A 21,148-nucleotide genomic window follows, 5' to 3' on the forward strand; every position below is an offset into this window, starting at 1 on the left:
TACATGTCTAACCTTCGTAGCCTGACATTTGACGCCATTATCATCGGTGGCGGTGGCTCTGGCTTGCGTGCTGCTTTAGAACTTGCCAAATCTGGCAAAAAGACAGCCGTACTGTCCAAAGTGTTCCCGACACGCTCTCACACGGTTTCTGCCCAGGGTGGTATTACTTGCGCCATCGCATCGTCAGATCCGAACGATGATTGGCGCTGGCACATGTACGACACTGTTAAAGGCGGCGACTACATTGCCGACCAAGACGCAGCTGAGTACATGTGTTCAGAAGGCCCGAAAGCGGTGTTTGAACTTGAGCACATGGGGCTGCCGTTCTCGCGCTTTGATAATGGCCGTATTTATCAGCGTCCGTTTGGTGGCCAGTCGAAAAACTTCGGCGAAGGCGGTCAGGCGGCACGTACCTGTGCAGCCGCTGACCGTACTGGCCACGCACTGCTTCACACGCTCTACCAAAACAACCTCAAGAACAACACCACGTTCTTGAATGAGTGGTACGCGGTAGATCTGGTGAAAAACAGCAACGGTGATGTGGTCGGTTGTATCGCCATGTGCATCGAAACTGGCGAAGTTGTCCACGTTAAATCGAAAGCCACTGTTCTGGCCACGGGTGGTGCAGGTCGTATCTATGCCTCTACTACTAATGCCTTGATCAATACTGGCGATGGTATCGGCATGGCGCTACGTGCTGGCTTCCCGATGCAGGACATGGAAATGTGGCAGTTCCACCCGACCGGTATTTATGGTGCGGGTACGCTGGTCACTGAAGGTTGCCGTGGTGAGGGTGGTTACCTGATCAATAAAGATGGCGAACGCTTCATGGAACGTTATGCGCCGAACGCCAAAGACTTGGCAGGCCGTGACGTTGTTGCTCGCTCAATGGTCATGGAAATTCTGGAAGGTCGTGGTTGTGGCGAGAAGGGCGATCACGTCTTCTTGAAGCTTGATCACCTGGGCGAAGAAGTTCTTGGTAAGCGCCTGCCGGGTATCGTTGAGCTGTCGAAAACGTTTGCTCACGTTGATCCTGCTAAAGATCCGATTCCTGTCGTGCCTACTTGTCACTACATGATGGGCGGTATTCCGACCAATATTCATGGTCAGGCAATTACCCAGGACGAAAGCGGCAACGATCATATCGTTAACGGTTTGTTTGCTTGTGGTGAAGCGGCGTGTGTATCGGTTCACGGTGCTAACCGCTTGGGCGGTAACTCACTGCTGGATCTGGTGGTCTTCGGTCGTGCGGCGGGTATGTTTATTGAAGGCGCGCTGAACGAAGGTATTGATTACCTGGATGCTTCTGAATCTGATATTGAATCAGCGATGAAGCGTATTACGCGCTGGAATGAATCGGAAGGTGGCGAGAGCATTCCTGAGCTTAAAGCAGAGCTCCAAGACATCATGCAGACTTCTTTCGGTGTATTCCGTGAAGAGAAGAATATGCAGGAAGGTGTCAAGAAACTGGCGGATCTGCGCAGCCGAATTGCCAATGCGCACCTGCCTGACAAGTCCAATGCGTTCAACACGGCGCGTGTTGAAGCTTTAGAACTTGATAACCTAATGGAAGTGGCAGAAGCAACGGCGATTGCTGCCCTTGAGCGTAATGAGAGCCGTGGTGCGCACTCGCGCTACGACTATCCTGACCGTGATGATGTCAACTGGCTGAAGCACTCGCTTTACTTCCCGGCCACGAAAGAGCTGAAGAAGCGCGACGTTAACTTCAAGCCGAAAACTGTTGATACATTCGAGCCTAAGGTTCGCACCTACTAATCTCTGCACTGACGAGAGGGAGTCACCATGTCTAACCTTCAGGTATCCGTATACCGCTACAATCCGGAAACCGACTCCGCGCCCTATATGCAGGAGTTCCAGGTCGATACCAAAGGCCGCGATCTGATGGTGCTGGATGTTCTGCATCTGATGAAAGAGCAGGATAGCGGACTTGCGTTCCGTCGCAGCTGCCGTGAGGGCGTATGCGGTTCCGATGGCATGAACATGAACGGTAAAAACGGCTTGGCATGTATTACGCCGCTGTCAGATGTTGTGAAAGGCAATAAGCTGACCTTGCGCCCATTGCCGGGTCTGCCGGTTATCCGCGATATGGTTGTGGATATGGGGCTGTTCTATAAGCAGTACGAGCGCATTCAACCGTACTTGCAGAACGATGAGCCTGCACCGGCGATTGAGCGTCTGCAATCACCAGAAGAGCGCGACAAGCTAGATGGCCTGTATGAGTGTATTCTTTGTGCATGCTGCTCTACGTCATGCCCATCGTTCTGGTGGAATCCAGACAAGTTTGTCGGTCCGGCTGGTTTGCTTCAGTCTTATCGCTTTCTTGCGGATACACGTGACACGGCTACCCGCGAACGTCTTACCAGCCTGGAAGATCCGTTCTCCGTGTTCCGTTGCCGCGGCATCATGAATTGCGTTGCGGTTTGTCCAAAAGGACTAAATCCGACCCGTGCAATTGGTAAAATTCGTGAAATGTTGTTGGCTGATGCGACGTAAACGCCTAATCCTATGAAAAAAATGCGATCGCTACGTAAGTTGCTGCACAAAGCCACTTAAATCGTGGAGCTTCGCTTGTTATCATAGGGGCGTTAGGTGGTGCGGCGACGCGTCGCACCATCTAACCAGTCAAGTTTAAAAGCCGGTGCCGCAAGTACCGGCTTTTGAGCATGAACTGATTGAGTATGACTAGATAAAAGAAGCCTTCGTATTAACGTAGTGAGTAGACGAAGGTATAATAGTACGTAGTGAAATAGAGCGTACTGAAGTGGTACGTAGTGAAAATGTAGTACTTACAGCTAGTATGAATAGGGCTTCCGGCCTTCGGTCGGCGCCGCCGGCATATGTCCCGCCCCGCCGGCAGGGCAATAGCGATGTCGTTGCGCGATTGCAGCGATACCGATACCACCCCATCAGTGCAGGGTGACCGAGAGATGCAACAAGGCATAATGGAGTTGATGTGGCGTTCCTCTCACGTTAGTGGTGGCAATGTCCACTACGTGGAAGCGCTTTATGAGCAGTACCTCGCCGATCCTGATTCTGTCTCAGATGAATGGCGCAGCTATTTTGATCAGTTGCCTCGTTCTGAGGGCAGTGCCTCCCACGATGTTCCACTAAGCCCCACTCGTGATCAGTTCTACCAACTGGGTCGTGAAAGTCGCCCAGGCCGGGTAGCCGCCGCCTCCGATAGCGGTGAGAATAAAAAGCAGGTAAAAGTCCTGCAGCTGATTAACGCATACCGCTTTCGTGGCCATCAGAAGGCCAATATCGACCCGCTAGGACTGCGTAATCCCACCCCCGTCCCAGACCTCGATCTGTCATTTCATCAGCTTTCCAAGGCTGATCTTGACACCGAGTTCCAGACCGGCTCGTTTTTTCTAGGTATTGATAAAGCACCGTTGCGTGAGATCGTTGACGCGCTGGAGCAGACTTATTGTCGCTCTATCGGTTGCGAGATCATGCACATTGTTGATACCGAAGAGAAACGTTGGTTGCAACGGCGTTTTGAATCGGTGCGCAGTGCGCCGAAATTCAGCGACGATGTGCGTAAGCATGTGCTTGAGCGCCTTACCGCTGCCGAAGGTTTGGAAAATTACCTAGCGTCTAAATATCCAGGCACCAAACGCTTCGGTCTTGAAGGTGGTGAATCATTTGTTCCGATGATGGACGAGTTGATTCAGCGCTCCGGTGGCTATGGCACTAAAGAAGTTGTTATTGGCATGGCTCACCGTGGCCGTTTGAACCTGTTGGTTAATATTCTGGGGAAAAATCCCGCTGAATTGATCGACGAATTCGACGGTAAAAAGGTGATCGAGCGTGGTTCTGGTGATGTGAAATATCACCAAGGCTTCAGCTCTAACGTCATGTCGCCTGGTGGCGAAGTTCACTTGGCAATGTCGTTTAACCCGTCGCATTTGGAAATTGTTGCGCCGGTAGTAGAAGGCTCGGTACGCGCACGTCAAGATCGCCGTAATGATGAAGAGGGCAGCAAAGTTCTGCCAATCAACGTTCATGGCGATGCAGCGTTTGCTGGTCAGGGCGTGGTCATGGAGACATTCCAGATGTCTCAAACCCGTGCCTATAAAACCGGTGGCACAGTACACATCGTGATTAACAACCAGGTGGGCTTTACGACGTCGAACCCCTTGGACGCGCGATCCACCGAATACTGTACTGACATCGCTAAGATGGTTCAGGCGCCGATTTTCCATGTTAACGGCGATGATCCTGATGCGGTTATCCATGCGACCCAAGTGGCGTTGGATTACCGGCAACAGTTTAAGAAAGACGTTGTTATTGATCTGGTGTGCTACCGCCGCCGCGGCCACAACGAGGCCGACGAGCCATCGGGTACCCAGCCGATGATGTACGCCAAGATTAAAGATCATCCTTCTTCGCGTTCACTCTATGCGAAGCGTCTGGTCGAACAGGGCGTATTGTCAGAAGAAGACGCTAAGGCAATGGTTGAAACCTACCGCGATGATCTTGTGGCAGGCAATCACGTAGCTAATGCCTTGGTGCAGGAGCCTAATACATCACTCTTTGTGGACTGGGCTCCCTACCTGGGGCATGAGTGGACCGGTAATGCAGACACTACCTTCGATATGAAGCGTCTGCAGCAGCTGGCTGCGAGAATGTGTGAGGTTCCTGATGGCGTCGAAGTACAGCGCCAAGTCGCTAAAATCTATGAAGACCGTCGCAAAATGCAGGCGGGCGGCATGGGGCTTAACTGGGGCTTCGCTGAAACGCTAGCGTATGCCACGCTGCTTGATCAAGGGCATCCGATTCGTATTACCGGTCAGGATGTTGGTCGTGGGACGTTCTCTCACCGTCATGCGGTTATCCATAACCAGAAAGATGGTTCTACGTACGTACCGCTGCAGAATATGTCAGACGGTCAGCCGCGCTTTACCATTCACGACTCTTTCCTATCGGAAGAGGCTGTGCTGGCGTTTGAGTACGGCTACTCCACGACAGCGCCGGGTGACTTAGTCATTTGGGAAGCCCAGTTTGGTGACTTCTTCAACGGTGCCCAAGTCGTGGTTGACCAGTTTATCTCTTCTGGTGAGACCAAGTGGGGACGACTGTGTGGACTGACCATGCTGTTGCCGCATGGTTATGAAGGTCAGGGGCCAGAGCACTCCTCCGCGCGCTTAGAGCGCTTCTTGCAGCTGTGCGCTGAGCACAACATGCAGGTGTGTGTGCCGACGACGCCCGCACAGATTTATCATCTGATGCGACGTCAAGTCATTCGTCCGTTGCGTAAGCCACTGGTAATCATGTCGCCGAAGTCGCTACTGCGCCACAAAGAAGCGGTATCTAGCCTAGAAGATCTTGCTCACGGCAAGTTCTACATGGTGCTACCGGATCAGGCGAATCTTGAGGCAGAAAAGGTGACTCGCGTTATTATGTGTGCCGGTAAGGTGTACTACGACCTAGCCAACTGGCGTGCAGAAAACGAGCGTGATGACACGGCGATTATTCGTCTCGAGCAACTCTACCCCTTCCCGAAAGAAGAACTTCTGGAAGTGCTCCAGGCGTATGCCAATGTGGAAGACATCGTGTGGTGCCAGGAAGAGCCGCTAAACCAGGGCGCTTGGTACTCAAGTCAGCACCACATGCGCGCCGTCGCCGATATGCTGAAAGATGGTCTCGGACGTGATTTGAAATTTGCAGGACGTCCTGCCTCTGCCGCACCGGCAGCGGGCTATATGTCCGTCCACACTGAACAGCAGCGCCAGCTGGTGGAAGACGCTTTTAACCTATAAGCGCCCACCGGGTTTAGAGAACATATAAGGGAAACGACATGGCTACTGATATCAAAGCGCCAACCTTTCCGGAATCCGTTGCCGAAGGCACTGTGGCTGCGTGGCATAAAAAGCCGGGTGACAGCGTCGAACGTGACGAGCTGATTGTTGAAATCGAAACCGACAAAGTGGTGCTAGAAGTCGTCGCACCGGAAGCGGGTACCCTGACTGACGTGATGGCAGAAGAAGGCGATACCGTTGAGTCAGAGCAAGTGTTAGGCAAAATCGGTGAAAGCAGCGCAGCAAGTGGCAAAGAAGATACATCTTCTGATGATGCTAGTGCTAAAAAGCCTGCTGAGAAAAGTGAAGAGAAAAAAGCCAGCGGCGGTAACGGCGGTGGTAAGCAACATGACGTAAAAGCCCCAAGCTTCCCTGAATCTATCCAGGAAGGCACCGTGGCAACGTGGCACAAGAAGGTTGGTGAAGCGGTTAAACGCGATGAAGTGTTAGCCGACATCGAAACCGACAAGGTAGTGCTCGAAGTTGTCGCACCTGCCGACGGCGCACTGGCAGAAATTAAAGCCGAAGAAGGCAGCCAGGTTGAATCCGAAGCGGTTCTGGCCATCTTTACCGAAGGTGCTGGTGGCGCCGGTGAAGAGAGCAGCAGTGCCTCTGCTTCAAGTGCTGCGGGTAGCGATGATGAAGGCGCTGATGAGAAGGTCGGCGATAAGATCCTAGCGCCGGCGGCACGCAAGATGGTTGCTGAGCATGATTTGGATGTTGCCAAGATTGAGGGCACCGGCAAAGGTGGCCGCATCTTGAAAGAAGACGTGCAAAAAGCCGTGAAAGATGGTTCTGCCAAAAAAGCAGCGAAATCTTCAGCGCCGGCGAAAGCAGCTGCCGCCGCACCGGCAGTGGAAGGTGATCGCGTCGAGAAGCGCGTTCCGATGACGCGTCTGCGTCAAACCATTGCTAAGCGTCTGGTTCAGGCGCAGCAAACGGCTGCCATGCTGACCACTTATAACGAAGTGGACATGACTGAAATCATGGCGCTTCGTGCGCAGTACAAAGATACGTTCCAGAAAACCCACGATATTAAACTGGGCTTTATGGGCTTCTTTGTAAAAGCGGCTTCTGAAGCACTCAAGCGCTTCCCGGATGTTAACGCCTCTATTGATGGTACCGATATCGTTTACCACGGTTATCAAGATATCGGCGTTGCGGTATCAACGGATCGTGGCCTGGTGGTACCGGTGCTACGTGATACCGATAGCATGAAAATTGCCGACGTTGAGCGCACGATTGTTGATTTCGGTAAGCGTGGTCGTGACGGTAAGCTGGGCATGGATGACATGATCGGCGGTACCTTCACTATCACTAACGGCGGTACATTTGGTTCTTTGATGTCGACCCCGATTATCAATCCACCTCAAACCGCTATCCTGGGTATGCATAAAATCCAGGATCGTCCAATGGCTGTGAATGGTAAGGTCGAGATTCGCCCGATGATGTATCTGGCGCTGTCCTACGACCACCGCATGATTGATGGTAAAGATGCGGTACGATTCTTGGTTACTATTAAAGAGCTGCTGGAAGACCCGGCTCGCTTGCTGCTGGACGTATAACGGAGCGCGCTGATCCGCCTCCTCTGCTGTATTAGCGTTCTAATGCAATCGCACCTTGCCTCCTGCCCGTTTTAAGTTCAAACGGGGGGAGGCAACCAAGCTAAAGGAGCCAACATGGCTGACAAGTTTGATGTGATCGTTATCGGTGCAGGTCCTGGTGGCTACGTAGCGGCTATCCGCGCTGCGCAGCTGGGCCTGAAGGCCGCCTGTGTTGAAAAATGGATTGGTAAAGAAGGCAACGTCGTTCACGGCGGTACGTGTTTGAACGTCGGCTGTATCCCGTCTAAAGCGTTGCTTGAAGCCTCGCACAAGTTCGTCGAAGCCAAGCACGATTTCGACGACATGGGTATTAATGCCGGTGACGTCACGATGGACGTCAAAAAAATGATGGCTCGCAAGGACAAGATCGTTAAGAACTTGACCGGCGGCATCTCTGGCTTATTTAAAGCCAATGGTGTTACGGCTATTGAGGGCACCGGTAAAGTGGTTTCCGGTAAGCAAGTCGAAGTGACCGATCTAGACGGCAATACCACCACTTACGACGCTGATAACATCGTTGTTGCTGCAGGTTCCGTGCCGGTTGAAATTCCACCGACGCCGCTAACCGAAGGCTTGATTGTTGACTCTACCGGCGCGCTGGAATTCCAGGAAACGCCGAAGCGTTTAGGCGTTATTGGTGCTGGCGTTATCGGCCTAGAGCTGGGTAGCGTTTGGAACCGCTTAGGTTCTGAAGTTACTGTTCTGGAAGCGATGGATAGCTTCTTGCCGATGGTCGATACGGCGATCGCAAAAGAAACACAGAAACTGCTCAAAAAGCAGGGGCTGGATATTAAACTGGGCGCCCGCGTAACAGGCTCGGAATCCAATGGCGATGAAGTCATCGTTAAGTACACCGATGCCAATGGCGAACAGGAAATGACCTTCGACAAACTGATTGTTTGCGTTGGTCGCCGTCCGTACACCAAGGGTGTGATTGCCGATGGTGTGAGCGTTGAACTGGACGAACGCGGTTTTATCTTTGTTGATGACCAGTGCCGCACGAACGTACCCGGTGTTTATGCTATTGGTGACTGTGTGCGTGGCCCCATGCTGGCGCACAAGGCATCTGAAGAAGGCATCATGGTCGCTGATATCATCGCTGGCCACAAAGCCGAGATGAACTACGACACGATTCCGAACGTGATCTACACGTTCCCGGAAGTCGCTTGGGTCGGTATGACTGAGCAAGATGCCAAAGCGAAAGGTATTGAAGTTAAGACTGGTAGCTTCCCGTTCGCGGCAAGTGGTCGTGCGATGGCGAATAACGCCACCGAGGGTAGCGCCAAGATTATCGCCGATGCGGAAACTGACCGTATTCTCGGCATGCATATTGTTGGTCAGCACGCGGGTGAGATGATTGCCCAGGGCGTGATTGCAATGGAATTCGGCTCTAGCGCTGAAGACCTAGCTCTGACCTGCTATGCACACCCGACTATGTCGGAAGCTGTGCATGAAGCCGCTCTTGCGGTAGACGGCCATGCCATTCATATGGCTAACCGTAAGAAGCGCAAGTAATTCGCTAAGCAACAACCAAGCGCCACCGTCAGGTGGCGCAACACTTTCGGCTCTGTGAGAAATCAGCGGGGACGAAGGTACGGGGATGCCCCGCTCTTTTAAAGCAGCGGGTCATCGTTCGAGTCACATGCAACCAATGGCATGAATCGATGAACCTTCACGAGTATCAAGGCAAACAGCTGTTTGCTGATTATGGTCTACCAGTGTCTAAAGGCTTTGCCGTGGACACTCCCGAAGAAGCTGAAGAAGCGTGCAAAAAGATCGGCGGTGACATGTGGGTGGTTAAAGCCCAGGTTCACGCTGGCGGCCGCGGTAAAGCGGGTGGCGTTAAGCTGATTAAAGATCCGGCTGAAGCAAAAGCTTTCGCCGAGCAGTGGTTAGGTAAGAACCTGGTCACCTTCCAGACTGACGAAAAAGGTCAGCCGGTTGCTAAAATTTTGGTTGAGACTTGCACCGACATCGCTGACGAGCTGTATCTCGGCGCCGTCGTCGATCGCACCACCCGTCGCGTGGTCTTCATGGCCTCTACCGAAGGTGGTGTTGAAATCGAGACCGTTGCAGAAGAAACGCCAGAAAAGATTTTGAAAGCTGAAATCGATCCGCTGGTCGGCGCACAGCCCTACCAAGCGCGTGAGCTGGCATTTGCTCTGGGCCTGAAAGGCGATCAGATCAAGCAGTTCACCAAGATCTTCCTGGGCCTTTCTAAGCTGTTCCATGACAAAGATCTGGCACTGTTAGAAATTAACCCGCTGGTTATTACCGACGAAGGCAATCTGCACTGCCTCGACGCCAAACTGGGGCTCGACAGCAACGCGCTGTACCGTCATCCAGACCTTCAAGCGATGCGCGATCCTTCCCAGGAAGATCAGCGTGAAGCTGATGCAGCGAAGTGGGAACTGAACTATGTAGCGCTTGATGGCAACATCGGCTGCATGGTTAACGGTGCTGGCCTGGCCATGGGCACCATGGACATCGTCAACCTGAGTGGCGGCAAGCCTGCTAACTTCCTGGACGTTGGTGGTGGCGCGACCAAAGAGCGCGTTGCAGAAGCGTTCAAGATCATCCTGTCTGACGACAACGTCAAAGCGGTTCTGGTGAACATCTTCGGCGGTATCGTTCGTTGCGACATGATTGCTGAAGGCATCATCGGTGCTGTTGAACAAGTTGGTGTTAACGTTCCAGTGGTTGTGCGTCTGGAAGGTAATAACGCTGAATTGGGCGCTGAAAAACTGGCGTCTAGCGGTCTGAACATCATCGCTGCTACCAGTCTGACCGACGCGGCTCAGCAGGTTGTAAAAGCAGCGGAGGGCAAGTAATGAGCATCCTGATCGATAAGAACACCAAGGTCATCTGCCAAGGTTTCACGGGTGGCCAGGGCACGTTCCACTCCGAACAGGCGATTGCCTATGGCACGCAAATGGTCGGTGGTGTTACGCCGGGCAAAGGCGGCCAGACGCACCTGGGCCTGCCCGTTTTCAACACCGTGAAAGAAGCGGTTGAGAAAACCGGCGCGGAAGCCAGCGTGATCTACGTTCCGGCACCGTTCTGTAAAGACTCGATTCTTGAAGCTGCTAACGCTGGCATCAAGCTGATCGTGTGCATCACCGAAGGTATCGCGACGCTAGACATGCTCGAAGCAAAAGTAAAATGTGACGAGCTGGGCGTGCGTCTGATCGGCCCGAACTGCCCAGGTGTTATCACGCCTGGCGAATGTAAAATTGGCATCATGCCGGGCCACATTCACCAGCCGGGTAAAGTCGGTATCGTGTCGCGTTCAGGCACCCTGACTTACGAAGCCGTTAAGCAGACAACTGACCATGGTTTCGGTCAGTCTACCTGTGTAGGCATCGGTGGTGACCCGATTCCGGGTTCTAACTTTATCGACATTCTTGAAATGTTCGAGAAAGACCCGAAAACCGAAGCGATCGTGATGATCGGTGAAATCGGTGGTACGGCTGAAGAAGAAGCAGCGGCTTACATCAAAGCCAACGTTTCTAAGCCTGTGGTTTCCTACATTGCTGGTGTCACTGCACCTCCTGGCAAGCGTATGGGCCATGCGGGCGCAATCATCTCTGGCGGTAAAGGTACTGCGGATGAGAAATTTGCTGCCCTGGAAGATGCCGGTGTTAAAACCGTGCGTTCTCTGGCTGAAATCGGCGATGCACTGAAAGAAGTCACTGGCTGGTAAGCTATCGACCTCTAGTCGCACGCGATAAGGGCGCCCCTCGGGGCGCCCTTATTCGTTGGTGCACGGTTATCCTTCCGGCGTTTTATTATCGGATTTTCTGTTTAGCATTCGGTAGCTGTACAGAATAAATAGTGGTGCCCCCACCGCTAAATAGAGGTGGTAGCTCACCAGACGCCACACTAGGACGGCTGCTGCGGCCTGCTCGCGTTCCATCAAGGGCAGTAACAAACTGCCTACGCCGACTTCAGCCGCACCTGCGCCGCCAGGAAGAAAGCTCAGCTGGCTGGCCGCCATGGCCAGCATTTGGGTTAAAAACGTCCACATCCAATCGGCATGGCCGCCCACGCCCAGCACCGCGACATAGAGCAAGCTATAGCGCATTAGCCAATGCGCTGCGGTAAGCATCATCATCGCGAGCAGCGTCGTAAAAGGCAGCGCGAGTGTGACCTTGAGCGCATATCGGCATCGTAATAAGCGCCTTACTATCCAGCGCCGTCGGTAACGGCTTGGCCATGTCGTTATAACGCCACCTGCACGCAGCAGGCTGGGTAAATAACACATCACACCACTGACCAGCGTCGCCATAAATGCTAAACCGACCAGTGACCACTGTACTAGTGACTGATGCGGCCACTGGGTATCGCTGGCCAGAGAGAAGAGCATCAAACCGCTCAGCATGGTAAGGAAGAACAGCAAGTCACAGCCTTGGTCAATCAAAAACACCGCTGCCCCTTTGGCGGGAGGAAAGCCGCGTCGTGCAAGCAGGATAAGTAGAGTGGCTGGCCCTCCACTCCCTCCAGGCGTAGCGCACAACGCAAACTTTGATGCCAGCTCAATGCCCAGCGCACCACGTTGGCCAAGTTGCCCTGCACGGCCACCTAACATTAGCCGCAGCCTTGCTGCATTCAGGTTCCAACACAGAAACGCTAATAGCAGCATCAACAGCAATAACGCCAATGGAAAATGTTTAATACGCTGCAGCGCCTCAGCACCGCCCAGCCAAGTGGTAAGCACTAGCGGGGCCAAGAGTGCCCCCGCCAGTAGAAAACCATGCAGCGGGCGAAAACGCAGTAATCGTTGGGGCTTAGTGGTGGTGGGCGAGGGCATTGGGCCGTTCAATGTTGCAAAGGTCGATGTAGTGCTCAAGAAGAGACTGGATAACGCTATCCCAACTGAACTGGCGTTCGACAAAATGACGGGCATAACGCCCGCTGGCGGCGATGTCATTACTGAACAAGGCCGTGCATGCCTCGGCCATGGCCTCCGGGTCGAGTGGCTGACACAGAATGCCTGCGCCTAATGGCACATTTTCGACCAGCGCACCGGCCCTAGCACCCACGACAGGGATACCGCAGGCCATCGCTTCTTGAGCGATCAAGCCAAAGGTTTCCCGGGTGCCCGCATGCAGAAGGGCATCGCTACTGGCGAGTGCTTTGGCCACTTCATGTGCGCCGCAGCAGCGATCCACGACAGTGACATTGTTGGGTACCTGATGGGGCATGCCGGGACCCATCAGCAATAAATGGTAATCACTGCCGAGCTGGCGCATTGTCGCCAGCAGCACATCAATATTTTTCTCGCGGGAATTGCGACCGACAAAGATCAGCAGCTTTTTATCGCTGGGAATACCCATGCCTTGGCGGAAGGCGGGATCTCGCTGCTGGGGGTGAAAATGGTTTAAATCGACCCCTAATGGCTGTACGCGAACGTTATCGACTCCCCACTCCCTGAGTCGATTAGCCATAGCGTTACAGGGGGCCAGCACGCTATCAAATTGGCAGTAGAGGTCTTTGACATAGCGCGTTAAGCGTTTCTCTACGTAGCGGCCAAAGCGATCCCCCATTAAGCGTGGAAGGTCTGAGTGATAAAATCCGACCACCGGTACGCCAAGCGTTTGGCCTGCGGCAAGGGCTGCCCATGCCGTTACATAAGGGTCGCCAGCCTCGATAAGATCAGGTTTTAGCTCGATTAGTGCATCGCGCCAGCGTGACCCTCTCAGCGGAAAGCGGTAGCCCTGGCCCAAGGGGAGGTGTAGCGCTGGCAAGGTGTGGTGGTCACCCAGGCTATCGCGCTCAGCTCCCGGCACTAACAAGCTAGTGCGTAGGTTTGCCGTGTGCGCTAGCACCCGGTGTTTAGCTTGCAGATAAGTACGAACGCCGCCGCTTGCCGGGGCGTGAAACATGGTCACATCAGCGATGTGCAAGGTAACCTCCGAACTACAAGGGTGTCATCGGATTACCATAAGGAAGAAATAAGTCAGTTCTGCGACAGTTAATGGGTGGCGGGAAAATAAAACGCCACGGCAATGCCGTGGCGTGGGCGGTGCAAGGTAACGTTATTCTGTGGGTTTGGCGACCAGCGAGCGGGTTTCCTCACGGGCTTCTGTTAGCGCAATGCGCAGGCTGTCGCCCAGCTTGTAGCGCTCTTCGCCTTCAATTTGAATGCGACCCTCTTTATCATCAATGACCACTTTATCGCGATCGCTGTGCATTAGCGGGGCGGGTACGAAGGCGGTAGCACCATTTTCCAGCAGGCGTACTCGCATACCACCACGGTTGATCGCCATGATCTCTGCGTCGAAGGCGTCTTGGTTTTGAGCCGCTGGCGTTAAGTAGCGAACGTAGAGCCAATCTTTTACGTCGCGTTCTGCCATACGGTTCAGGCGCCGCCGCTCGGTGAGTTGCTCGGTGAGCTGCTGGCTGGCTTCTGCCGGAGCCTGTTCACCTTTAAGCACTCGCTTGATCAAACGATGGTTGACCATATCGCCGTACTTACGAATTGGCGACGTCCAGGTGGCATAAGCCGGTAGCCCAAGACCAAAGTGCGGGCCAGGTTGAGCGGACATGCTGGTAAAGCCTTGGAAGCGGCGCAGACGCGCGTCCAGCCAGGCATCATCACGGCTTTCCAGAGCGCGCTTTAGCTCTTTGTAGTGAGCCAGCTCAGTCAGCGCTTCCTGGGCGACCTCAATCTCCTGAGTTGCTAAGAACTCTTGAGCAGATTCGGCTTTTTCAGGCTCAAAAGCGCGGTGCACATTAAAGATACCGTGACCGATATGTTTGGCGAGGAAGTCCGCGCAGCAAGCGTTAGCGGCAATCATCGACTCTTCAATCATACGGTTGGCAATGCGGCGATCTTCGGTGCGAATGCCTAAGACGTTGCCCGCGTCGTCCAGGTCGAAAACGTAATCAGGACGATCTTTAAACACCAGCGCATGTTCGTTGCGCCAAGCGGTGCGCGCCTCAGTCAAATCGCGCAGTGCTTTCAGCTGTTCAGCGATATTGTCAGCGGGAGCCCACTCGCCTTGACCGTCAATCCAGTCGGAAACGCGGTCATAGACTAGTTTGGCGTGGGATTTTACGTTAGCCGCAAAAAAGCGGTAATCACCTAGGCTGCCGTCGGCATTAATGTCCAGCGAGCAGGCAAGGGCAGGGCGGTCCTGACCTTCCCATAGCGAGCAGAGGTCATCTGCCAGCTGTTCAGGCAACATCGTTACATTTTGGCCGGGTAAGTAGACCGTAAAAGCACGGGTGCGCGCTTCAAGGTCGGCCGCATGGCCTTCTTCAACGTAGGCCGTTGGGTCAGCGATCGCAACGCTTAGCCGCCAACCGCCGCTCTCCAGCGCTTCCACGTGTAGCGCGTCGTCCATATCGCGGGTTTTTTCGCCATCGATAGTAAAGAAGGGCTGCGCTGTGAGGTCTTCACGGGTTAACCCTTCATCATGCAGTGGCCACTCGGTACCTGCGTCCGGGCACTCTTGTTCCAGCGCATGGCGGGCAAGGGTGACGCGCCACGGAACGGCGGGGTCGTCGGCCTTAGCCACTAGCTCATCAATTTGCGTGAAGAAGCCGCGATCGTTCTCTTTCAGCGGGTGGCGTACCAGCCGCGCGACAACCCAGTCGCCATCAGCAATGGTGGCTTCATCCAGGCTGTTCTTTATGCGCGCCTTCAGCACATTGCGAATCGACGGATGGTCGGGCACAACGGCTAAACGGTCTTCGCGCTTCTGAACACGGGCAACAAAGCGGTCAAGCCCAGCTTCGATCAGCTTCTCAGGCTCTACGGACTTTTTGTCGCCGTTTTCATGGATCACCGCCTCGACGCGATCGCCATGGAGTACTTGCTTCATGGCGGGGGGCGGCACGAAATAAGATTCACCGCTGTCGGTTTCAAGAAAACCGAAGCCTTTTTCGGTGGCTTTGATCACCCCTTCAGCGCGTGGAGTGGTGTCACGGATCTGTTGCTTGAGCTGGGCAAGCAATGAGTTGTTTTGCAGCATGTGTTCAATCAGTTGGCGAGAGTAGCCTGCCACTATACGGATTCCCAAAGGCCGCGCCAATCGTGGTTACCCTGAAGTTCGCTTTGGCCCCAAACTATCAACGATCTGCGTTCAATTATGTGCGCGCTTTATTGCCTTATTGGCCAGGGCGGATGTCACTATTCAACCATAGTTGTAGCTAATTGGTATTTGATTGGTATCTCATTGGGTCTATAGTGGTATCTAATTGGTATGGCCGCTACTGGGAGACACTCATGGACCCACGCTTTACTCAGCTACATCTTGATCCTCAGGGCGCAACACCGCTTTATCAGCAGTTAGCGCGCCAGCTAGAACAAGCAATTGAGACGGGCGCCTGGCAAGCCGGCGAGGCGTTGCCTTCTGAGCGCAACTTGGCCGAAAGCTTAGCGGTTTCGCGCATTACTGCGCGGAAGGCGTTAGATCGCCTAGCAGAACTTGGGCTGATTCGCCGAAGCCGTGGTTCGGGCACGTTTATTGCCCCTCGCCTCAATCAGTCCTTGTCACGGCTCGCCAGTTTTACCGAGCTGCTCACCCAGCGTGGGTTTACGCCGAGTTCTCATTGGTTGGAACGCAAGCTGGCCAACCCCAGTGCAGAAGAGAGCATGCGCCTTGGCCTGGGGGCTGACGCTCAAGTCGCGCGTCTCAAGCGTTTGCGTTTAGCCGATGAGGTGGTAATGGCGGTGGAAGAGAGTTGCCTGCCCATCTCGGTGCTGCCCGATCCTCTCCGGGTCGATACATCGCTTTATGCAACGTTGGAAGCCAGCGGCAGAGGCATAGCACGTGCTTTGCAGCATGTGACGGCTATCAATGCCAGCGCAGAACTAGCCATGCTGGCTGAGGTGCCTGAGGGCCAGGCGCTGCTCAAAGTGACGCGTCTAGGCTATCTCGCAGATGGCTCTCCGGCGGAGCTTACCGTTACCTACTGCCGCACTGATTATTACGACTTTATGGTCGAGATGACCCGCTAGGAGGTTTTATGCAGTTTGGCAATATTCTCACCTCTGAGGGCTGGCGCCTGGGAGAGATCCACTGGGAAGACGGGCGTATTAGGCGCATTGACGGCGATCCGGTAGATCCTGATACCAATGACCATCCACGCATTATTCCCGGCTTTATAGATTTGCATGTGCATGGTGGTGGTGGTGCCGACACCATGGAGGGCGGCACAGCTGTTGCCACCCTAGCGCGCACCCATGTGCGCTTTGGAACTACCCGTTTGCTTGCTACCACCATGACGGCGCCAGATGAGCGGATCCGTCAGGTGCTAGGCGATATCGCCCGCTATATGGAGGCGCAGGAGCCGGACGCCGCCAAGGTGTTGGGCGTCCATTTGGAAGGTCCTTATATCAATCCTGGCAAGCTGGGTGCTCAACCCGCCTATGCGCGTAATGGGGTGATTGAGGGGGTGGATGAGCTGTGTGCTTTGGCCCCCATCCGCTTACTGACACTTGCCCCTGAGTTAGCTGGCCACTATGCATTAATTCGCCATCTCAGCGAACGCGGCGTGCGGGTTCAGATAGGGCATACGCTTGGCAGCTATGAAGAGGGCGTTGAGGCATTGGCTCATGGTGCCTGCGGGTTTACTCATCTGTTCAATGCCATGACCGGACTGCATCACCGCAAGCCGGGAATGGTCGGCGCAGCGCTCGCCCATGCGCAGTACGCCGAAGTGATTCCTGATCTGCTGCACGTACACCCTGGTGCCATCCGTGCCGCCTTACGTTGCATCCCTAATCTCTACGCGGTTACCGACTCCACGGCAGCGGCAGGCATGCCAGACGGTGATTACCGTCTAGGTGAGCAGACCGTCACCAAATGTCTGGGAGGTGTGCGTTTGGCTGACGGCACTTTGGCAGGCAGTACGCTGACCATGGATCAGGCGTTACGTAACTTCGTTAGCCTCGGTCTTACCCTGGCGGACGCCTCGGATCGCCTGTCACGTTTCCCCGCCGACTTCCTGGGGATCGACGACATTGGCCGCCTGCAAGAGGGCGCATTGGCGGATCTGGTCATCCTTGACCCCCAACTTCAACTCCAAGCGGTCTATGTCGAAGGCCGTCATATCTGTGGAAACGCCCAAGGAGCCTCATAAATGTCTTTGATGCTTGAAGAAACTCGCAACGCCCCTGAACGTGTTCGCGGTCAGTTGCAGCGTAATCACGCGTTGCTTGCTGCACTAGGTGAACGCTTGCGCCTTGCCGAGCCGACTGCCGCAGTCACCGTGGCGCGGGGCAGTTCCGATCATGCCGCCAGCTACTTCGCCTACCAATGTATGCAGCGTAAAGGCATTCCGGTGGCCTCGCTGCCTCCCTCGCTGACTACCCTGGCTAAGGCGCCTTGGCGACTAACAGGGCAATTATCCTTGGCGGTTTCCCAATCTGGACAAAGCCCTGACCTAGTGGCGATGCAGCAGTCGCTCGCTGCCGCTGGGGCTCGAACGATAGCGTTAGTCAATACGCCGCAGTCGCCTCTGGGCGCGGCCAGCGATAGTGAAATTCCGCTCTACGCGGGAGAAGAAAAAAGTGTCGCTGCCACCAAAAGCTACTTGGCCACGCTTTCTGCCATGGCGCAGCTTATCGGCCACTGGCAGGAAGACCGCCTGCTACTCACTGCTTTGGAACAACTTCCAGAACGACTGACCCAGGCCCTGGCGATGGATTGGTCCCCAGCCATCGAGGCATTACTAAATGCCGACAAGATGATGGTGATTGGTCGTGGAGCGGGTCTTGCAGTCGCTCAGGAGGCGGCGCTCAAGTTTAAAGAAACCTGTGCGATTCAAGCGGAATCCTTTAGCGGTGCCGAAGTTCGCCATGGTCCGATGGCGCTGATTGGCCCTGATTATCCGGTGTTGGTATTCGCGCCACCAGGGCCCGAACAGGCTGGTTTGCTGGAGTTAACCGATTGGCTCAAGAGTGTTGGCGCCCGAGTCGTCCTTGCTGCCGACAAGAGCGTGGTACAGCGCAATTTGACCTTGGTAGATGCTGGTCATGAGGCTCTGCAGCCACTGTCGGTGATTCAGAGCTTTTATCAAATGGTGGCTGGTCTTGCAGAGGCCCGGGGAAGCGATCCAGATCGCCCACGGCACCTCAATAAAGTTACCTGCACCCTGTAACGTATAACAACAATCTTGGGAGTCCTCCCATGTCAGATTCAAATCAGTCATTAACGCTGCGGGCCCCCGTGGCGGGGGTTGTGGTACCCCTAACAGCGGTGCCCGATCCGGTTTTCGCCAGCCTAACCCTGGGAGAGGGCATTGCTCTCGATCCACTGGGCGAATGCCTGCATGCTCCCTGTGATGGTGAAGTGGTGCAGTGCGCGCGTACCCATCATGCGTTCACCTTGAGAACCGAGGCGGGTGCTGAATTACTGCTTCACCTTGGCCTGGATACGGTTGAGTTAAACGGAAAAGGTATTGAGCCTTTGGTCGCCGTAGGTGATCAAGTGCGCGCGGGTGACCCGCTGTGCCGCTTCGATGCCGATGCGTTAGCGCTGGGCGCAAGTGCGCTGATTACCCCATTGGTGATCACCGAAGCGGTTGGTTGGCAATTACTGCCGTCGAAGCACCGCGAGGGTGAGCAGGTTTCCCTTGGCGAGCCTTTGCTGGTGCTAACCCGCACGGCTACTGAGCAATCCGATACACGTGCTGAAGGGCCGTTAGCTGAGCGCCGGGTGACCCTAGCCTTGGCATCGGGGCTGCATGCGCGACCGGCTGCCCGACTGCGTGCTATTGCTCGCGAGCATAACGTTAATCTGACGGTGCAACATGAGGGTTCAAGCGACAACGCTGCCAGTGCTAGCGCCGCTAGTCTTAGTGCATTAATGAACTTGGGCCTGACCGAAGGCGCAACGTTAAAACTGACTGCCCAGGGAGGGGCTGCTGAGGTTGCGCTGGATGCCGCCGAGCGTCTGTTGACCACGCCTGAAGCCGACGAACATAGCGCACCTGCGTCGTCTACATTAACCGCAGTGGCACTTAAAGAGGGCGAACTGGCTGGCTTAGTGGCTAGCCCTGGTTTAGCCATCGGTCCGCTTGTCTCTTATCAATTGCCGCTACCCGCCGTGCCCTTGATGGGCGAGGGCGAAGCCGTTGAGACAGCTCGCTTGAAAAAGGCGCTGTTAAGCGTTGGCGAGGCGTTAGCCAACGCTGAAACGCAAGCAACGCGCCAGGGGCAGAGCGCCGAGGCGGAAATCTTTGCTGCCCATGGCGCCTGGCTCGATGATCCCGATTTGGCAGCAGCGGCAGGTAAGCACATTAGTGAAGGTCGCAGCGCTGGCCAAGCTTGGCGTGAGGCGCTTGATGACGAGGCCGCAAGGCTTGCGGCGAGCGGAAATGCGCTGCTTGCCGCCAGGGTTGCAGATCTGCGCGACTTGCAGCGCCGTGTGATGGTGGAACTAAGCGACGACCAGCAAGCGGCACTTCCTGAGCTGCCTAAAGGGGCCGTCGTCGTTGCTGATGAGCTGACACCCTCAGAGCTGGTGGCCGTTGCTACCCAGCATCCTGCTGGGCTGTGTCTCGCGGGCGGCGGCACCACTTCTCATGTGGCCATTTTGGCACGCGCCCGAGGTATTCCCTGCCTCGTGGCCATGGGGGCGAGCCTAATCGACGCTGCTAATAGCGCCACAAACGAGAGCGTCATTCTAGATGCGGAAAATGGGCGCTTGGCGTTGAGCCCTAGCGCTACTCAACGGGCGGAAGTGGCAGAGCGCATTGATGCTCGCCGTTATGAAGCAGAGCAAGCGCAAGCGTTAGCCCATGAACCAGCGATCACTCTGGACGGGCGAGAAATTGAGGTATGCGCCAATATCGGTGGCGCCGAAGAGGCGCGTTTAGCGGCAGATTCGGGTGCTGATGGTGTAGGTCTACTGCGCAGTGAGTTTCTTTTTCTTGAGCGAGATAGTGCCCCCAGTGAAGCGACTCAGCGTGATGAGTATCAGGCTGCTGTGAAGGCCTTAGATGGCAAGCCTGTGATTATTCGCACCCTGGATATTGGTGCAGACAAGCAGCTTCCTTATCTGCGATTGCCGTCAGTACCTAACCCAGCGCTGGGCGTGCGGGGCGCTCGTTTGTGGGCCAGCCAGCCTGAACTGCTGGAGACCCAGCTGCGAGCGCTACTCGGCGTTACGCCGTTGGAAACGTTACATATCATGCTGCCGATGGTGACCGAGGTTGGCGAGCTGCGCGAAGTGCGCAAGCGCTTAGAGACGTTGGCCAGCGAAATGGGGCTCGATGCGCGGCCGCGCCTTGGTGCCATGATCGAGGTGCCTAGTGCTGCTCTGTGCGCCAGAAGCCTCGCTGTTGAAGCCGACTTTCTGTCAATCGGCACCAACGATTTAACCCAGTACACCCTGGCGATGGACCGTGAGGACCCGGCGCTCACCGCACGAGCGGATGTATTGCATCCCGCGGTGCTGCGGCTGATTCAAGCGACGGTAGACGGCGCGAAAGGACACTGCCCCGTGGGTGTCTGCGGTGCCGCCGCGGGTGATGAGCGGGTCGCGCTTCTGCTCGTCGCGCTGGGTGTCGATGAACTCTCTGTAGAACCTGCACGTGTGCCTGCAGTGAAAGCTGCCCTGCGTTGCCTGAATGCTGCCGCACTGGCAGATGAACTTCCCGCACTACTGGCCTTGGACGATGCGACCGCTGTACGCCAGCACTTAAGCGCGTGGCTTGCTAAGGCCAACCAAACCGACATAACAACAACGACCCTTGAGAGGTGCTGAA

At 55.1% G+C, this 21,148-nt stretch carries 14 protein-coding genes; 11 read left to right on the forward strand and 3 right to left on the reverse strand.

Going from position 1 to position 21,148, the window contains the following annotated elements; genetic code table 11:
* The first annotated feature begins 3 nt into the window (after positions 1 to 3).
* The 7 genes from sdhA (at position 4) to sucD (ending at position 11,129) form a co-directional block, all read left to right on the forward strand.
* A complete protein-coding gene (gene sdhA / locus INT19_RS16805; RefSeq protein WP_009722512.1) occupies positions 4 to 1,776 on the forward strand; it encodes a succinate dehydrogenase flavoprotein subunit in 1,773 nt (590 codons plus the stop codon).
* Positions 1,777 to 1,803: 27 nt separating this feature from the next.
* Positions 1,804 to 2,514, forward strand: a complete 711-nt coding sequence (locus INT19_RS16810) for a succinate dehydrogenase iron-sulfur subunit (protein WP_009722513.1) — start codon at positions 1,804 to 1,806, stop codon at positions 2,512 to 2,514.
* Between the two features lie 434 nt (positions 2,515 to 2,948).
* Positions 2,949 to 5,783 (forward strand): 2-oxoglutarate dehydrogenase E1 component, encoded by a 2,835-nt coding sequence (locus INT19_RS16815; RefSeq protein WP_089040890.1) that lies wholly within the window; start codon positions 2,949 to 2,951, stop codon positions 5,781 to 5,783.
* 38 nt (positions 5,784 to 5,821) lie between these two features.
* A complete protein-coding gene (odhB, locus tag INT19_RS16820; protein ID WP_193061585.1) occupies positions 5,822 to 7,387 on the forward strand; it encodes a 2-oxoglutarate dehydrogenase complex dihydrolipoyllysine-residue succinyltransferase in 1,566 nt (521 codons plus the stop codon).
* Between the two features lie 114 nt (positions 7,388 to 7,501).
* Complete coding sequence (gene lpdA / locus INT19_RS16825) at positions 7,502 to 8,941, forward strand: dihydrolipoyl dehydrogenase (protein ID WP_089038765.1); 1,440 nt, start codon at positions 7,502 to 7,504, stop codon at positions 8,939 to 8,941.
* A gap of 149 nt (positions 8,942 to 9,090) precedes the next feature.
* Positions 9,091 to 10,257 (forward strand): ADP-forming succinate--CoA ligase subunit beta, encoded by a 1,167-nt coding sequence (gene sucC, locus INT19_RS16830; protein ID WP_009722517.1) that lies wholly within the window; start codon positions 9,091 to 9,093, stop codon positions 10,255 to 10,257.
* The gene (gene sucD / locus INT19_RS16835) at positions 10,257 to 11,129 is read left to right on the forward strand and encodes a succinate--CoA ligase subunit alpha (RefSeq protein ID WP_009722518.1); all 873 of its coding nucleotides are present in this window, start codon (positions 10,257 to 10,259) and stop codon (positions 11,127 to 11,129) included. Before sucC ends, sucD begins: the two co-directional genes overlap by 1 nt.
* Before the next feature lie 66 nt (positions 11,130 to 11,195).
* Here the strand turns inward: sucD and INT19_RS16840 are convergent, their stop codons facing one another.
* From INT19_RS16840 to INT19_RS16850, 3 genes are all read right to left on the reverse strand, one after another.
* Positions 11,196 to 12,236 carry a lysylphosphatidylglycerol synthase transmembrane domain-containing protein gene (locus INT19_RS16840; RefSeq protein ID WP_193061586.1) on the reverse strand — a complete coding sequence of 347 codons (1,041 nt, stop codon included), beginning with the start codon at positions 12,234 to 12,236 and terminating at the stop codon, positions 11,196 to 11,198.
* Complete coding sequence (locus INT19_RS16845; RefSeq protein WP_193061587.1) at positions 12,214 to 13,332, reverse strand: glycosyltransferase family 4 protein; 1,119 nt, start codon at positions 13,330 to 13,332, stop codon at positions 12,214 to 12,216. The genes INT19_RS16840 and INT19_RS16845 overlap by 23 nt, the downstream gene beginning before the upstream one ends.
* A 132-nt stretch (positions 13,333 to 13,464) precedes the next feature.
* A complete protein-coding gene (locus INT19_RS16850) occupies positions 13,465 to 15,405 on the reverse strand; it encodes an exoribonuclease II (protein WP_089040889.1) in 1,941 nt (646 codons plus the stop codon).
* A gap of 254 nt (positions 15,406 to 15,659) precedes the next feature.
* On the opposite strand from INT19_RS16850, the gene INT19_RS16855 reads away from it, so the two are divergent.
* From INT19_RS16855 to ptsP, 4 genes are read left to right on the forward strand one after another with little or no spacing between them, the layout of a single operon-like run.
* Positions 15,660 to 16,394, forward strand: coding sequence for a GntR family transcriptional regulator (locus INT19_RS16855; protein ID WP_089038762.1), 735 nt, complete (start codon positions 15,660 to 15,662; stop codon positions 16,392 to 16,394).
* An 8-nt stretch (positions 16,395 to 16,402) separates the two neighbouring features.
* Positions 16,403 to 17,518, forward strand: coding sequence for an N-acetylglucosamine-6-phosphate deacetylase (gene nagA / locus INT19_RS16860; protein WP_193061588.1), 1,116 nt, complete (start codon positions 16,403 to 16,405; stop codon positions 17,516 to 17,518).
* Positions 17,519 to 18,538, forward strand: a complete 1,020-nt coding sequence (locus INT19_RS16865) for an SIS domain-containing protein (protein ID WP_089038760.1) — start codon at positions 17,519 to 17,521, stop codon at positions 18,536 to 18,538.
* 29 nt (positions 18,539 to 18,567) lie between these two features.
* Entirely contained in the window at positions 18,568 to 21,147 is a 2,580-nt protein-coding gene (gene ptsP / locus INT19_RS16870; protein ID WP_193061589.1) for a phosphoenolpyruvate--protein phosphotransferase, read from the forward strand.
* Position 21,148: the final 1 nt, after the last annotated feature.

It is taken from the genome of Halomonas sp. 3A7M, assembly GCF_014897875.1.
Lineage (GTDB): Bacteria > Pseudomonadota > Gammaproteobacteria > Pseudomonadales > Halomonadaceae > Vreelandella.

Bases quoted from the DNA above. Each gene is read 5' to 3' on its own strand.
- sdhA (WP_009722512.1), top strand. From the start codon at position 4: ATGTCTAACCTTCGTAGCCTGACATTTGACGCCATTATCATCGGTGGC.
- INT19_RS16810 (WP_009722513.1), top strand. From the start codon at position 1,804: ATGTCTAACCTTCAGGTATCCGTATACCGCTACAATCCGGAAACCGAC.
- INT19_RS16815 (WP_089040890.1), top strand. From the start codon at position 2,949: ATGCAACAAGGCATAATGGAGTTGATGTGGCGTTCCTCTCACGTTAGT.
- odhB (WP_193061585.1), top strand. From the start codon at position 5,822: ATGGCTACTGATATCAAAGCGCCAACCTTTCCGGAATCCGTTGCCGAA.
- lpdA (WP_089038765.1), top strand. From the start codon at position 7,502: ATGGCTGACAAGTTTGATGTGATCGTTATCGGTGCAGGTCCTGGTGGC.
- sucC (WP_009722517.1), top strand. From the start codon at position 9,091: ATGAACCTTCACGAGTATCAAGGCAAACAGCTGTTTGCTGATTATGGT.
- sucD (WP_009722518.1), top strand. From the start codon at position 10,257: ATGAGCATCCTGATCGATAAGAACACCAAGGTCATCTGCCAAGGTTTC.
- INT19_RS16840 (WP_193061586.1), bottom strand. From the start codon at position 12,236: ATGCCCTCGCCCACCACCACTAAGCCCCAACGATTACTGCGTTTTCGC.
- INT19_RS16850 (WP_089040889.1), bottom strand. From the start codon at position 15,405: ATGCTGCAAAACAACTCATTGCTTGCCCAGCTCAAGCAACAGATCCGT.
- INT19_RS16855 (WP_089038762.1), top strand. From the start codon at position 15,660: ATGGACCCACGCTTTACTCAGCTACATCTTGATCCTCAGGGCGCAACA.
- nagA (WP_193061588.1), top strand. From the start codon at position 16,403: ATGCAGTTTGGCAATATTCTCACCTCTGAGGGCTGGCGCCTGGGAGAG.
- INT19_RS16865 (WP_089038760.1), top strand. From the start codon at position 17,519: ATGTCTTTGATGCTTGAAGAAACTCGCAACGCCCCTGAACGTGTTCGC.
- ptsP (WP_193061589.1), top strand. From the start codon at position 18,568: ATGTCAGATTCAAATCAGTCATTAACGCTGCGGGCCCCCGTGGCGGGG.